The 13,852-nt window shown below is 65.9% G+C and carries 14 protein-coding genes; 4 read left to right on the top strand and 10 right to left on the bottom strand.

From position 1 onward, the window contains the following. Positions 1-17: 17 nt before the first annotated feature. Entirely contained in the window at positions 18-1,184 is a 1,167-nt protein-coding gene (dapE, locus tag LQG66_RS25320; protein ID WP_231318373.1) for a succinyl-diaminopimelate desuccinylase, read from the top strand. 77 nt (positions 1,185-1,261) lie between these two features. On the opposite strand, the gene LQG66_RS25315 is transcribed toward dapE, so the two are convergent. The 4 genes from LQG66_RS25315 to def all read right to left on the bottom strand — a co-directional run bounded on the left by LQG66_RS25315 (position 1,262) and on the right by def (position 5,950). After that, positions 1,262-3,319 (bottom strand): methyl-accepting chemotaxis protein, encoded by a 2,058-nt coding sequence (locus tag LQG66_RS25315; RefSeq protein ID WP_231318372.1) that lies wholly within the window; start codon positions 3,317-3,319, stop codon positions 1,262-1,264. 152 nt (positions 3,320-3,471) lie between these two features. Further along, positions 3,472-4,209, bottom strand: a complete 738-nt coding sequence (gene truA / locus LQG66_RS25310) for a tRNA pseudouridine(38-40) synthase TruA (RefSeq protein WP_231318371.1) — start codon at positions 4,207-4,209, stop codon at positions 3,472-3,474. A 137-nt stretch (positions 4,210-4,346) separates the two neighbouring features. Then, positions 4,347-5,282: a methionyl-tRNA formyltransferase gene (gene fmt, locus LQG66_RS25305; RefSeq protein WP_231318370.1), complete on the bottom strand. Its 936-nt coding sequence runs from the start codon at positions 5,280-5,282 to the stop codon at positions 4,347-4,349. A 140-nt stretch (positions 5,283-5,422) separates the two neighbouring features. Next, entirely contained in the window at positions 5,423-5,950 is a 528-nt protein-coding gene (gene def / locus LQG66_RS25300) for a peptide deformylase (RefSeq protein WP_231318369.1), read from the bottom strand. A gap of 169 nt (positions 5,951-6,119) precedes the next feature. Between def and LQG66_RS25295 the strand changes: the two genes are divergently transcribed. From LQG66_RS25295 to LQG66_RS25285, 3 genes are all read left to right on the top strand, one after another. Next, on the top strand, positions 6,120-7,352 hold the full coding sequence (locus LQG66_RS25295) for a DNA recombination protein RmuC (protein WP_231318368.1): 1,233 nt from the start codon (positions 6,120-6,122) through the stop codon (positions 7,350-7,352). A gap of 87 nt (positions 7,353-7,439) precedes the next feature. Continuing rightward, a complete protein-coding gene (locus LQG66_RS25290; RefSeq protein ID WP_231318367.1) occupies positions 7,440-7,745 on the top strand; it encodes a GIY-YIG nuclease family protein in 306 nt (101 codons plus the stop codon). A 148-nt stretch (positions 7,746-7,893) separates the two neighbouring features. Further along, positions 7,894-9,279: an AmpG family muropeptide MFS transporter gene (locus LQG66_RS25285; RefSeq protein WP_231318366.1), complete on the top strand. Its 1,386-nt coding sequence runs from the start codon at positions 7,894-7,896 to the stop codon at positions 9,277-9,279. 9 nt (positions 9,280-9,288) lie between these two features. Here the strand turns inward: LQG66_RS25285 and LQG66_RS25280 are convergent, their stop codons facing one another. The 6 genes from LQG66_RS25280 to LQG66_RS25255 form a co-directional block, all read right to left on the bottom strand. Next, positions 9,289-9,699 carry a DUF6915 family protein gene (locus tag LQG66_RS25280; RefSeq protein ID WP_231318365.1) on the bottom strand — a complete coding sequence of 137 codons (411 nt, stop codon included), beginning with the start codon at positions 9,697-9,699 and terminating at the stop codon, positions 9,289-9,291. A gap of 8 nt (positions 9,700-9,707) precedes the next feature. Further along, a complete protein-coding gene (locus LQG66_RS25275) occupies positions 9,708-10,466 on the bottom strand; it encodes a hypothetical protein (RefSeq protein ID WP_231318364.1) in 759 nt (252 codons plus the stop codon). A gap of 106 nt (positions 10,467-10,572) precedes the next feature. Continuing rightward, entirely contained in the window at positions 10,573-10,998 is a 426-nt protein-coding gene (locus LQG66_RS25270) for a hypothetical protein (RefSeq protein ID WP_231318363.1), read from the bottom strand. 20 nt (positions 10,999-11,018) lie between these two features. Continuing rightward, positions 11,019-11,618 (bottom strand): recombination mediator RecR, encoded by a 600-nt coding sequence (recR, locus tag LQG66_RS25265; protein WP_231318362.1) that lies wholly within the window; start codon positions 11,616-11,618, stop codon positions 11,019-11,021. 25 nt (positions 11,619-11,643) lie between these two features. After that, positions 11,644-11,964 carry a YbaB/EbfC family nucleoid-associated protein gene (locus LQG66_RS25260; RefSeq protein WP_231318361.1) on the bottom strand — a complete coding sequence of 107 codons (321 nt, stop codon included), beginning with the start codon at positions 11,962-11,964 and terminating at the stop codon, positions 11,644-11,646. A 20-nt stretch (positions 11,965-11,984) separates the two neighbouring features. Continuing rightward, complete coding sequence (locus tag LQG66_RS25255; protein WP_231318360.1) at positions 11,985-13,823, bottom strand: DNA polymerase III subunit gamma/tau; 1,839 nt, start codon at positions 13,821-13,823, stop codon at positions 11,985-11,987. Positions 13,824-13,852 lie beyond the last annotated feature (29 nt).

Raw genomic sequence — 13,852 nt, 5'->3', positions numbered from 1 at the left:
CGTGTTAAGCGAGGGGCATGACCGATGCCCTCGCCATCACCCGCGACCTGATCCGCTGTCCCTCCGTGACGCCTGCCGACGCCGGAGCGCTCGGCGTGCTCGACGCCCTGCTGAAAGACGCGGGCTTCGCGACTCATCGCGTGACCTTCTCGGAAGCAGGCACCGCCGATATCGACAACCTCTACGCCCGCATCGGCGCCGAGGGGCCGCACATCACATTCGCCGGCCACACCGACGTGGTGCCGCCCGGTGATGAGGCGGCGTGGAGCCTCGGCGCGTTCTCCGGCGAGGTCAAGGACGGCTACATCCATGGTCGCGGCGCCGTCGACATGAAGGGCGGCATCGCCTGCAGCGTTGCAGCCGTGCTCGACTATCTGCGCAGCAACGACAGCAAGCCCCGCGCGGACGGCAAGGGCTCGATCTCGTTCCTGATCACCGGCGACGAGGAGGACGTCTCGGTCAACGGCACCGTCAAGCTGCTGAAATGGGCGGCCGAGCGCGGCGAGCGGTTCGACCATTGCGTGCTCGGCGAGCCGTCCAATCAAGAAGTCATGGGCGACTGCATCAAGATCGGCCGCCGCGGCTCGCAGTCCGGCACTCTGATCGTCGAGGGTAAGCAGGGCCATGTCGCCTATCCGCACCGCGCCTCCAATCCGGTGCCGGATATCTCCCGGCTGATCGTCGCGCTGTCGGACGAGCCGCTCGATCACGGCAGCGCGCAGTTCCAGCCGTCGAATCTCGAATTCACCACGGTCGATGTCGGCAACACCGCCGGCAACGTGATCCCGGGCCTGGCGCGGGCGAAGTTCAACATCCGCTACAATGACTGCCACACCCAGGACTCGCTGCGCGCGCTGGTCGAGGAGCGGCTGAGGGCGGCTTGTGGCAACCGCATCCGCGCCCACATCGACTGGCTGCCGTCGAACTCCAACGTGTTCCTGACCAAGTCGGGACCGTTCACCGATCTCGCGGTCGCCGCCATCGAAGAGGTCACGGGACGCAAGCCGGAGCTGTCCACCACCGGCGGCACGTCGGATGCGCGCTTCATCTCATCGTACTGCCCGGTGATCGAATTCGGCCTGGTCGGGCAGACCATGCACCAGATCGACGAGCGCGCCTCGGTCGCCGACATCGCGACCTTGACGAAGATCTATCGCGGCATTCTCGACAGGTATTTCGCCTAGGCGAGTGACCTCGGCTCAGGCCGCGGCGCGTCAATCGCCGCAGCCCCGGACATGCTCACGTCGCGCGCCGGCCCAAGTCAGGCGACTTTCACCTCCGCCAGGAACTGATCGACCTCACGGCGCAGGTCGGTGGCCTGGCCGGCGAGGATCGCAGCCGAATCGAGCAGCGAGCGCGCCGAGCCGCGGGTGTCGTCGGCGGCCGCGCTGACCAGCGCGATCGACGAGGAGACGTCGCGGGTGCCGGTCGCCGTCTGTTGCACGCTGCGGGCCATTTCCCGCGTCGTGGCGCTCTGCTGGGTGACCGCAGCGGCGACCGAACTGGTGACTCCGCTGATGCTGTTGACGACGGCAGCGATCTTCTCGATCGCCGTGACCGTGCTGCCGGTCTCGTTCTGGATCGCGGCGATCTGGCTCTCGATCTCCTCGGTGGCCTTGCTGGTCTGGGATGCGAGACTCTTCACCTCGGAAGCAACGACGGCAAAGCCCTTTCCGGCCTCGCCCGCCCGCGCCGATTCGATCGTCGCATTGAGCGCCAGCAGGTTGGTCTGCGAGGCGATCGCGCGGATCAGCTGCACGACGTCGCCGATGCGCGTCGCGCTGCCCGCAAGGGTGCGAACCTTGTCGGTGGTGTCGAGCGCCTGAGTGGTGGCATTGCCGGATTCCGATGCGGCTTCCGCGATCTGGCGGGTGATCTCCTTCATCGAGGCGTCGAGTTCCTCGGAGGCGGCCGCGACCGTGTTGACGCCGGAGGTTGCCTGCGCCGCCGCTTCGGCCACGGCCGTAGCACGCGCCGCGGTGGCATTGGCTGAGCCGTCGAGTGCCTCGGCGGACTGCTTGAGACCGCTCGCGGCATCGCTCAGCCGGCCGCACAGCGCGTCGATGATTTCGCCGAAGCGACGGGTGAGCGCCTCGATCTTCTGCCGGCGCGCTTCGCGCCGCGCCTCGGTCTCGGCGCCTTCGAGCGCCAGCCGGTCCGCGTCAGCGGACTTGTCCTTCAAGACGCCGATCGCATTGGCGAGCGTGCCGATCTCGTCGGTGCGGTCGCGATAGGCGACGTCGACATCGCGGGCGCCGTCTGCGATGCGACGGATGAGAACGGTCAGGTTGGAGAGCGGCTTGATCACGCGGGCGTTGAAGTACCAGGTGCCGAGTGCGGCGGCGACCACATTGACGAGCACCAGCACGACAGCCAGGACGAAGCGGAATTGCGAATCGGCAATGGCGACCTCGCTCTGGCGCAGCGCTTCGGTGACCGCGGCGTCGCGCAGCGGCTGGATCGTGTCGAGGGTCGGGAAAATCATGCGCAGGAACTGATCGGGATCGAGATCGAGAACCTTGCCGCGGTTCGGCACCACCTGCGACGTATAGAGTTCGCCGCCACGCGCCCAATAGCCGCTCTCGACATCCGCAAGTGCGGCGTAGATCGGCTTCTGGTCGATCTCGGTCGCCGCGACCTTCACGGCCGACCAGATCCGGTCGAGCCGCCCCTTGAACGTCGCCATCGTCTCGGCCGGTTCGCCAACCATCGGCTGACGGGTGGCGATGTAGCGCACCAGGGTCGTCGTGGCCCGCCCGGCCCAGTCGCGCAGATCCCAGCCCAGCACGGCGAGACGGGCAGCCTGGCCGACCGCCGGATTGGCGGCATTGACGCGGCGGCGGACGATGTCGATGTGGGCGCCGGTGGTTTCCTGAACCGTGAACATCTGCGGCACGTAGTCCCGCACGACGGTTTCAGGCCGCATCTGCTTCGGCTGCACGACGGCGTCGAGCGCCGCAGAGCGCAGCGAGCGCAACCTCTGCTCGATCGCATCGAGTGCGGCGAGATCCTCGCGCAACTGCGCGAGGCTGCGGGCCTTGGCCAGCGCCTCGTCGGAACCGCGCGTGTAGTTCTGCAGCGCTGCAAGCTCATCCGCGGTGGCGACGTTGGCCGAGGCCAGTCGCGGGTTGATCCAGGCCCGCTCCAGGTTCAACTTTTCCGGGAGGCGTACCATCGCGCCAAGCAGTTGCGTGTCGGCGGCGACTGCACGTGCCGTCTGAAGCGCACCCAATTGCTGCCAGGCGAACAGCAAGGTCGCGACGAGGCCGATCGCGGCCCCGAGCATAAGCGAGAGCAGGAAGACTTGGCGAATGCGCATGATGACTTCACTGGGGTGGGGACCACGGAAGCCTCAGAAAATACCGCCGACCATTCAATTATAAGTTAAGCGAGGTGCATTTGGATGGCACGAGAGTGCGATCAAAAATATCGCGGATGAGTTGCAGAGACCAATGCGCCGTGCCGCCGAACTCAGTAGTCGACTCTGACCAAATAGAGTCCCTCCGGCGGCGCGACGACGCCACAGGCGGCGCGGTTGCGCGCGGCGAGCGCGGCGGCAAGATCGTCCGCGGTCCAGCGGCCCTGCCCGACCCATACCAGCGAGCCGACCATCGAGCGCACCTGGCTGTGCAGGTAGGAGCGCGCCGAGGTGAGGATCGTCACCGCATCGCCGTCTCTGACGACGTCGAGCTGATCGAGTGTCTTCTCCGGCGATTTCGCCTGACATTCGGTGTCGCGGAACGTCGTGAAATCATGCTTGCCGATCAGGCGCTGTGCGGCCGCATGCATCGCCTCCGAATCGAGCCGCTGCGGCACGCGCCAGACACGGCCCGCCTCCAAGGCAAGATTGGAGCGGCGATTGACGATGCGGTAGCGATAGTGCCGCTTCCTGGCCGAGAACCGCGCTTCGAACGTGTCGGGCACGGTCTCGGCACCGAGCACCGCGATCGGGTTTGGCCGCAGATGGGCGTTGAGCGCGTCGCGCAATTTGTCCGGCCTGAACTCTTTTTCGATGTCGCAATGCGCGACCTGACCGGTGGCGTGAACGCCGGCGTCAGTGCGCCCCGAGCCGTGCACGCGGGTTGCTACACCGCAGGTCGCCCGCACCGCAGCCTCGAGCGCCCCCTGCACCGACGGCAGCGTCGGCTGCAGCTGCCAGCCGCAGAACGGCGTGCCGTCATATTCGATGGTGAGCTTGTAGCGGGGCATGCGGTTTGTTGCGGCCGTCATCGCCCGCGCAGGCGGGCGATCCAGTAATCACCAACGTCTCGGTTCGATCACGGACGTCTCCGCGTACTGGATACCCCGCCTGCGCGGGGTATGACAGAGGGAGAAGAGGAACGGGCTCACCCGAAGCGCAGCGCCGGCGCGACGCGCGTCCCGCGGAGAAAGTCGACAGCCTTCATCGGCGCCTTGCCGGCACGTTGCAGCTCGACGATGCGGATGGCACCGTCGCCGCAGGCGATGGTGAGCTGCTCGTCCAGAACAGTGCCGGGCGTGCCCGTCCCGGCTGCCCGCTCACAACGCAGGATCTTCAGGCGGACCGCCTCGCCGTCGAGCGTGATCTCGCTCCAGGCGCCCGGAAACGGCGACAGGCCGTGGATGTGGCGCAGCACCGCGTGGGCCGGCTTCGTCCAGTCGATCCGCGCTTCCGCCTTGTCGATCTTGGCGGCGTAGGTGACGCCGTCCTCGGCCTGCGCAGTCAGCGTGAGCCCGCCGCGCTCCAGCGCCGCCATCGCCCGCACCATCAGGTCGGCGCCGATCCGCGCCAGCCGGTCGTGCAGATCGGACGCCGTCATCGCGTCGGTGATCGCGAGGCGCTCGGCCATCGCGACATCGCCGGTATCGAGGCCAACGTCCATCTTCATGACCATGACGCCCGTCTCGGCATCACCGGCCATGACGGCCCGGTTGATCGGCGCGGCGCCGCGCCAGCGCGGCAGCAGCGAGGCGTGAAGATTGTAGCAGCCGAGCCTCGGCGCATCGAGAATGGCCTGCGGCAGGATCATGCCATAGGCGACGACGACGGCCGCATCGGCCTGATGCGCGCGGAACTCGGCCAGCGCATCCTCGGTCCTCAGCGTCTTCGGCGTGAACACGGGAATGCCGAGCCGGCGCGCCTCGGTCTCGATCGGCGTCGGCTGCAGCGCCAGGCCACGGCGGCCGCCGGGCTTCGGCGCACGCGTATACACCGCCGCGATCTCGTGGCCGTGGCCGGCGAGCTCTAGCAGGGTCGGCACGGCGAAGTCGGGCGTGCCCATGAAGATCAGACGAAGGGGCATTGACGCATTCTCGTCGTGCGAGGTCAGCCTCCCTGCGCTCGTCATGCCCGCGCTTGTCGCGGGCATCCACGTCGTTGGTCGTTCGCGGCCATCGCGTGGATGGCCGGGTCAAGCCCGGCCATGACGGAGAGAGTTGTCGATTACTCCACCGCGCGCTTGGCGGCCTTGGTGAACTTCTTCATCACGCGGTCGCGCTTGAGTTTCGACAGATAGTCGATGAACAGGACGCCGTTGAGATGATCGATCTCGTGCTGGATGCAGGTGGCATAGAGCCCTTCGGCATCCTCCTCGCGCACCCGGCCTTCGATATCGATGAAGCGGACGCGGACCCGCGCCGGCCGCTCGACCTCCTCGTAATATTCGGGGATCGACAGGCAACCCTCCTCGTAGACCGACAGCTCGTCCGACCTGGCGATGATCTCGGGATTGATGAAGACGCGCGGCTCCCGCTTGGTCTCGCCTTCCGCATCCGGCTTGGACAGATCCATGGTGATGACACGCAAGGGTTGCGCGACCTGGATCGCCGCGAGCCCGATGCCGGGCGCGTCGTACATGGTCTGGAACATGTCGTCGACCAGTTGCCGGATCTCCGGCGTGACCTTCTCGACAGGGTTGGACACCAGCCGCAACTGCTTGTCCGGCAGGATGATGATTTCGCGTAGGGACATGGCGCGCGATTTAAGCCGCGGAACCGGCGCGGTCAATGTGAGGCCGCCCGGTTAAGACTTCGCTAACCATGAATTTCAACGTCTCGTTAACCATACATCTTAACCCGACCTTAACCATAAATGTTCTCTCTTCGTTCGCGAGCTTGTGCGAATCGGATAGACGGGGGTGATGACCGCCAGTCCACCTCTCAATCCTGTCGTCGTCATGATCGGCGACCTTCCCGTCAGGGCCAGCGATGCACTGATCGGCTTCGGCGTGCTGGTGTTGCTGCTGCTCGTCATGATTGCGATTGCGGTGGCCCGTTCCGGCCGGCATGGCACTCAACTGGCCATCGCGCAGGCGGTGCGCGCCGACGAGCTCGAGCAGCGGTTCGGCGACATGATGCGGATCCAGAGCGAGGCCTCCGGGCGGGTCGACGCGATGGCGCAGCTCCTGGCCGGCCGCCAGGTGGAACTTGCGCGCAGTGTCAACGAGCGGCTCGATACGGTGACCCACCGCGTCGGCCAGTCGATGGAGCAGAGCACACGCCACACGATGGACAGCTTGCGCGTGCTGCACGAGCGCCTCGGCATCATCGACAGCGCGCATCGCGACCTGAGCGAGCTGACGACGCAGGTGACGACCCTGCGCGACGTGCTCGCCAACAAGCAGTCGCGCGGCGCCTTCGGCCAGGCCCGCATGGAGGCGATTGTCCAGGACGGGCTGCCGAAGGGCAGCTACGCCTTCCAGTACACCCTCGCCAGCGGCAAACGGCCGGACTGCGTCGTGTTCCTACCCGACACGCGACCGCTGTGCATCGATGCCAAATTCCCGCTGGAGGCGGTGACCGCGCTGCATGATGCCACGAGCGACGAGGAGAAGCGCGCCGCCGCGCAGCGGCTGCGCACGGACGTGCTGCGGCACGTCAACGACATCGCCGAGAAATACCTGGTCGTCGGCGAGACGCAGGACACCGCGCTGATGTTCGTGCCCTCGGAGTCGGTCTATGCCGAGATTCACGACGGCTTCGACGACGTGATCCAGAAGGCCTATCGCGCCCACGTCGTGCTGGTGTCGCCGTCGCTCCTGATGCTCGCGATCCAGGTCATGCAGCAGATCATGAAGGATGCACGCATCCGCGACGCCGCCGACCAGATCCGCAACGAGGTGATCCATCTCGGCGATGATCTCGGCCGCCTGCGCGAACGCGTGCTCAAGCTGCAGAAGCACTTTGGCGACGTCGGCGAGGATCTCCGGCAGATCCTGATCTCGGCCGACAAGATCGAGAAGCGCGCCGGGCGCATCGAGGAGCTCGATTTCAGCAAGCAGGATGCGCCGGTGGACTCGCCACGCATCGCGCCGGCCGCCGGCACGACGCCGGAGCTGCTTCCGCTGGCGGGGCGCGTGCAGGCGGGGGAGTAACCAAGGCGTTGTGGACGTTTACAGCTCGCAGCAAATTCGGTGTCATCGTCCGCGCAGGCGGACGATCCAGTATCCCAGAGACATCAGATGGGTCCTCGCAGCTTCTATGTCTACATTCTCGCAAGCCGCATCGGAGGCACGCTTTACATCGGTGTTACAAATGATCTGATCCGTCGTGTTGCCGAACATAAGTCAAAGCTGATCGAGAGCTTCACGGAGAAATATGACGTCGTTCGCCTCGTCTACTTCGAAGAATTCGACGATCCGGAGAACGCGATCGGACGGGAGAAGCGGCTGAAGAAATGGAATCGTGCGTGGAAGATCCGACTGATCGAGGAGAACAATCCAAATTGGGATGACCTCTATCCAGGAATTGGCGGTAGCCAGATCTAAGACCGTCATGCCCGCGCAGGCGGGCATCCAGTACGCCGCAGCGGCTATGGAGACCCGAGATGCCGGTGGTTACTGGATCGTCCGCCTTCGCGGACGATGACAGCGGGGATGGGGAGCGTTTCTTGCACAAATCTGGTAGCACATTCTCATGACCGCACCTGACACCGCCTCTGAGATCGCCACTCCGATTGCGAAGTCCGCCCCGGCTAAGCCGGCGCCCACCTGGCGCGAGAGCATCGCGGTGTATCTGCAGCCGCGCGTGCTCGTGGTGCTGTTCCTCGGCTTCTCGTCCGGACTTCCGCTCGCATTGTCCGGCTCGACCTTGCAGATCTGGATGCGCGAGCTCGGCGTCGATCTCGGCACGATCGGGCTGTTCGCCCTCGTCGGAACGCCCTACACGCTGAAATTCCTCTGGGCGCCGCTGGTCGACGCGCTGCACGTGCCGCTGCTCACCCGCGCGTTCGGACGGCGGCGCGGCTGGCTGGTGTTCGCACAGATCCTGCTGATCGCGGCTATCCTGCTGCTCGCGCTGACCGACCCCGCACGCGCGCCGTTCATGGTGGCGCTGGCCGCATTGCTGGTGGCCGCGATGTCATCGACGCAGGACATCGTGGTCGACGCCTTCCGCGTCGAGAGCCTGCCGGAGAGCGAACAGGCTGCCGGCATGGCATCTTACGTCGCCGCGTACCGCATCGGCATGCTGGTCTCGACCGCGGGCGCGCTGGTCGTGGTCAGCGCCTTCGAAAACAGCGGGTTCTCGCGGTCGACATCCTGGATGTGGGGCTATGCCGTGATGGCCGCGCTGGTGCTGATCGGCACGGTCACGGCGCTGGCCGCGACCGAGCCGGCCCAGTCGAAGCAGGCGGAAGCCGAGACGGGGGCGGATACGGCCCTTGCCCGCGTCATGCACGCGGCCGCCGGTGCGTTCGTGGAGTTCCTCAGCCGGCGCGATGCGCTTGCGGCGCTCGCCTTCGTCGTGCTGTTCAAGTTCACCGACGCCTTCTCGGGCACGATGACCGCGCCGTTCGTGATCGATCTCGGCTTCAGCAAGGTCGACTACGCCGCGATCGTGAAAGGTGTCGGCCTCGCCGCGACACTCGTCGGCGGCTTTGCCGGCGGCTTCGTCGCACGCCGCTATTCGCTCGCGACGAGCCTATGGATCGGCGGCATCGTACAGGCGCTCGCCAACCTGTCGTTCTCCTGGCTCGCGATCGTCGGCGTCAACCAATGGGCGCTGGCGCTGGCAATATCAGCAGAGAACTTCACCAGCGCGGTCGGCACCGTGATCTTCGTCGCCTATCTCTCCGCGCTGTGCCGGAACCCGCTGCATACCGCGACTCAATATGCGCTGCTGACGGCGCTCGCGGCTGTCGGCCGCACCTATCTGTCGTCAGGCGCAGGCTATGTGGCGAAGGCGACCGGCTGGCCAGCATTCTTCGTGATCTGCGTGCTGGTCGCGATTCCCAGCCTCATCCTGCTGGCCTGGCTGCAGCGGCGCGGACATTTTGCGGCGCTGGGGCCTGTAAAGGTGTAGGTCCGGAAGTCAACGGCCCAGCGGGGCCGCTGCTTCGTGCTGCTGGTCATCCGGGGGGCCACTTCCCCCGGCGTGCTGCTCGTCCGTTTGCGGACGGAATGGCGTTCGTCCCATCCAGGGCTGGACGTCCAGGTGCTGCAGCCAATCCTTGACCGTCGGAATCCAGCCCAGATCGTCCTTGACGTGCTGTTCGCCGACGGTGCGGACAGGCACGACCTTGCCGGCGCTGTTGGTCATGGTGGCGCCGAAGATCGCCTCACACAGGAAGATTCCTTCGCTGTGGTGGCGGAGCGCGCGATGGCGAACGTCAGCAAGATGCGCCTTGCTCTCGTCGAACCAATTGTGGATCGCCAAATAATCGGCCGGCTCTCCCCCAAACAAGCGGGCAGGGCGGACGGCGTGGTGATAGGGATGAGCCATGCCCCTTCCTACTCGGCAATCGTGATGTTCTGCACGGCCGGTTCGGCGTTGGGATCATCCGTGATCGTGCACGTCTCGAGATCCACCCAGAACGCTCCAAACATGGAGTATTCGCCGGTACCGAAGCTTCCGCCGAACAGCCGTGTTGCCCAATCATCGACCAACCAGCCCGACGCAAATCCCCTCAACTCAGCGAGTTTTTGATCCTTCGAGGTCGCGGTCAGAAGGCCAAATCCCGCGTCGCGCAGCCGATCATGCACGTTCATTTCGAAGAGCCGTTCTGCCAACACATTGAGGTCGATGCGATTCCCACGCTCGCTCTCATAGTGGTCGAGCCAGGAGAATCCTTCGTCGTTGCCGCCATCGTAGCGGCAGTAGGCGCGCCGTGCGCCGGCCGCTCGTAGCGGAGGAATCATGGTCGAGAGAAGCAATTGCGAACGCCGTTGATGCTCCAACTTTGCCCGGTGAAACTGCCGTTCGAACTTCCGATCGCGGCGCTGTTGCGAGGCAGCCGGGCTCCACCGACGGAAGAGACGATCGAGGATGCTCCGTCTTGGTGGCTCACCCGATACAAACGGCGGGGTGCCCTCGTCGGCTGGCGCGGGCGCGGCTACTTCGGCAGGCGCATCGAGCGAGAATTGAACCGGCTCCTTCACTCCGCCGAATTCGGGAGAAGGCAGGTAGACGAAATCGCTCGCACGCGGCGGTGCCGGCTCCGAGCCGTCCTCTGGCCACTCGATCTGCGTTTCGTCATATATGAACGGCATCATCCTCTCCCTGGGCGACACCGAAGCGAACTACGCGGATCGGCGCCGTTCGATGCTAGGAGGAGAGAGAAATTCGCGCAATCTATGATCGACTATCGTTCGACCTTCAGCGCTTCATCAGGCTCCACTTCGTCACCACCGCCTCGCTCATCTGGCCCGCGTCCTGGGCACAGGCGATCTCGTCGACCTTGACCACGATCTGCTTGCCGAGCAGGCCTTTCAGCTGCGAGGCCTGGGCATTGTTGGCGATGATCAGCTGGAACGTCTCGGGGCCGGTCTCCAGGTTGCACAACCCGCTCGGCGGCGGCAGGCGGCGGGGCTCGCTTGTGATCTGATAGGCGGCGGCAGGCTGACCGGGCTTGGCGCCGCGGACCTTGAGCACGGTGAGCTCGCCCGACAGCACGTCGCCGGCATTCAGCGGTTTGCCGGCCTTCTGCGGCGCCTCGCTTTGTTGCGCCAAGGCCAGCGGCGCCGACACGGCCACCAGAATCGCGCCCAAAGCCAGCCGTTTGCCGAATCCGCGTTTCGTCATCATTCCACTTCCGTCTGTGCTTAGAACAAAGTCCGCTGCCGCATCGCGGCCGACAGCGTTCCTTCGTCGAGATAGTCGAGCTCGCCGCCGACCGGCACGCCGTGCGCCAGTCGCGTGACCTTGACGTTCGCCTCCTGGAGGAGGTCGGTGATATAGTGCGCGGTGGTCTGTCCATCCACCGTCGCATTCAGGGCGAGGATGATCTCCTGCACCTCGGGTGCATGCGCGCGCTGCACCAGCGCATCGATGGTGAGGTCCTGCGGGCCGACGCCGTCGAGCGGCGACAAGGTGCCGCCGAGCACGTGATAGCGGCCGTTGCTGGCCTTGGCGCGCTCCAGCGCCCAGAGGTCGGCGACATCGGCGACGACGACGATCATCGCCGGATCGCGGCGCGGATCGGTGCACACCGTACAGGGGCTCTGCGTATCGATGTTGCCGCAGGTCTTGCAGACCTGGATACGCTCGATCGCGACCTGCATTGCTGACGCGAGCGGCACCATCAGCGCCTCGCGCTTCTTGATCAGATGCAGCGCGGCACGCCGCGCCGAGCGCGGCCCCAGACCGGGCAGGCGCGCAAGCAACTGGATCAGGCGTTCGATCTCGGGACCGGCGACGGCCATCAGTTCACGAATGTCATTGGTTCGGCTAGCCGAAGCCGAAGCCCGGCGGCAGGCCGAGCTTGCCGGTGATGGCCTGCATCTTCTCCTGCATCGCGGTTTCCGCCTTGCGGCGCGCGTCGCCATGCGCCGTCACCAGGAGATCCTCCAGGATCTCTGTCTCCTCCGGCTTCAGCAGCGACGGATCGATCTTGATCCCCTTCACTTCCATCTTGGCGGTCATGCGCACGGCGACGAGGCCACCGCCCGAGATGCCCTCGACCTCGACATTGCCGAGCTCCGCCTGCATCTCCTGCATTTTCGATTGCAGCTGCGCCGCCTGTTTCATCATGCCGAGAAAGTCAGCCATCGGAGCACCTCATAACCTGTCTAGAAATCATCGTTGTCGGACTCGTCTGGCGGCTCGACAGCACTGGCGTCCGATTCGGGCGGCTCGGGGGCGAGCCTGCGCACTTCGACCACCTTGGTGCCCGGGAACCGCGCCAGGATCTCCTGCACACGCGGATCGGCCTCCGCTGCCGCCTCGCGCTCGCTCTTGGCGCGCAGATTCTGCTCGCGCAAGGTCGCCTGTCCCGGCTCATTCGAAACGATCACCGTCCAGCGCCGGCCGGTCCAGTCTTCCAGCTTGCGGCCGAGGTCCGAGACAAGCGAGCGCTGCGCCGTCCGTTCCAGCGCGATCTCCAAGCGCCCTTCTTCGAAGCGGACCAGCCGCACGTCCATCTCGAGCGCGCTCTTCGTGATCAGGTCACGGTTCTTGCCGGCGAGCGCGACGAGCTCCTGGAAGCTTGCCAGGCGCAGCGCGGGCTGCTCCTGTGATGCCGGTGACGGCTGCGATGACATCGCCTGCGGGCGCATCCCGCCGCCGACCGCGGCGAGCGTCGGGCCTTGCGTGCGCGGCGCCTGCATCGGCGCCGACGTCATGACCGGCGATGCACCCGCACTCATGCTGGATGCAGGCGCAGGACGAGACGCCACGCCGCTCGTGATGATCGGTGCCCCTCCGCCGTTCTGGTCGATCATACGGATGGCTTCATCGGGCGTCGGCAGATCGGCGGCATAGGCGATCCGTACCAGCACCATTTCCGCCGCGGCGGCAGGCCGCGTCGCGCCTTGCGTCTCGGCGATGCCCTTGAGCAGCATCTGCCACATCCGCGACAGCACGCGCATCGACAGCTTGGTGGCGAAATCGCGCGCGCGCAGCCGCTCGGTCTCGCTGAAGGCGACGTTATCAGCGGTGGCCGGCACCACCTTCACGCGGGTGACGAAGTTGACGAACTCGGCGAGATCGGACAGCACGACCACCGGATCGGCGCCCACGTCGTACTGCTCGCGGAATTCCTTGAACGCGGCGGCGATGTCGCCGCTGGCGAGATGATGGAACAGGTCGATGACGCGGGTGCGGTCGGCGAGGCCGAGCATCTGCCGGACATCGTCGGCGCGAACCTCGCCGGCGCTGTGCGCAATCGCCTGATCGAGCAGCGACAGCGAATCACGCACCGAGCCTTCGGCGGCGCGCGCGATGATGCCGAGCGCCTCGGGCTCGATTGTCACGCCCTCCTTCGCCGCGATGCCGGCAAGATGCTTCATCAGGATGTCGGCCTCGACCCGGCGCAGGTCGAAGCGCTGGCAGCGCGACAGCACCGTCACCGGCACCTTGCGGATCTCGGTGGTGGCGAACACGAACTTTGCGTGCTCCGGCGGCTCCTCAAGCGTCTTCAGGAAGGCGTTGAACGCCGCCGTCGACAGCATGTGGACTTCGTCGATGATGTAGACCTTGTAGCGCGCGCTGGCCGGCGCATAGCGGACGCTGTCATTGATCTGACGGACATCGTCGACGCCGGTGTGGGAGGCGGCGTCCATCTCCAGCACATCCATGTGCCGGCTTTCCATGATCGCCTGGCAATGGGTGCCGAGCACGGGCATGTGGATGGTCGGGCCCTTCACCGAGCCGTCGGGCAGCTCGTAATTCAGGGCGCGGGCAAGGATGCGGGCGGTGGTGGTCTTGCCGACGCCGCGGACCCCCGTCAGGATCCAGGCCTGCGGAATGCGGCCGGTCTCGAACGCGTTCGAGACGGTGCGCACCACCGCTTCCTGGCCGATCAGATCTGCGAAGCTGGAAGGGCGGTATTTGCGCGCCAGCACCCGGTAGGGCTTGGCAGGAGCGCCGGCGCTGTCGGGCGGAACGGGTGGGGCGCCAGCGTCGGTCATCGAGCGATCCGCAAGTGAGCGTATTCCAG

Source organism: Bradyrhizobium ontarionense, from assembly GCF_021088345.1.
In the GTDB taxonomy this organism is placed as follows: Bacteria; Pseudomonadota; Alphaproteobacteria; order Rhizobiales; family Xanthobacteraceae; genus Bradyrhizobium; species Bradyrhizobium ontarionense.
This window is presented reverse-complemented; position numbering and strand designations above follow the sequence as displayed.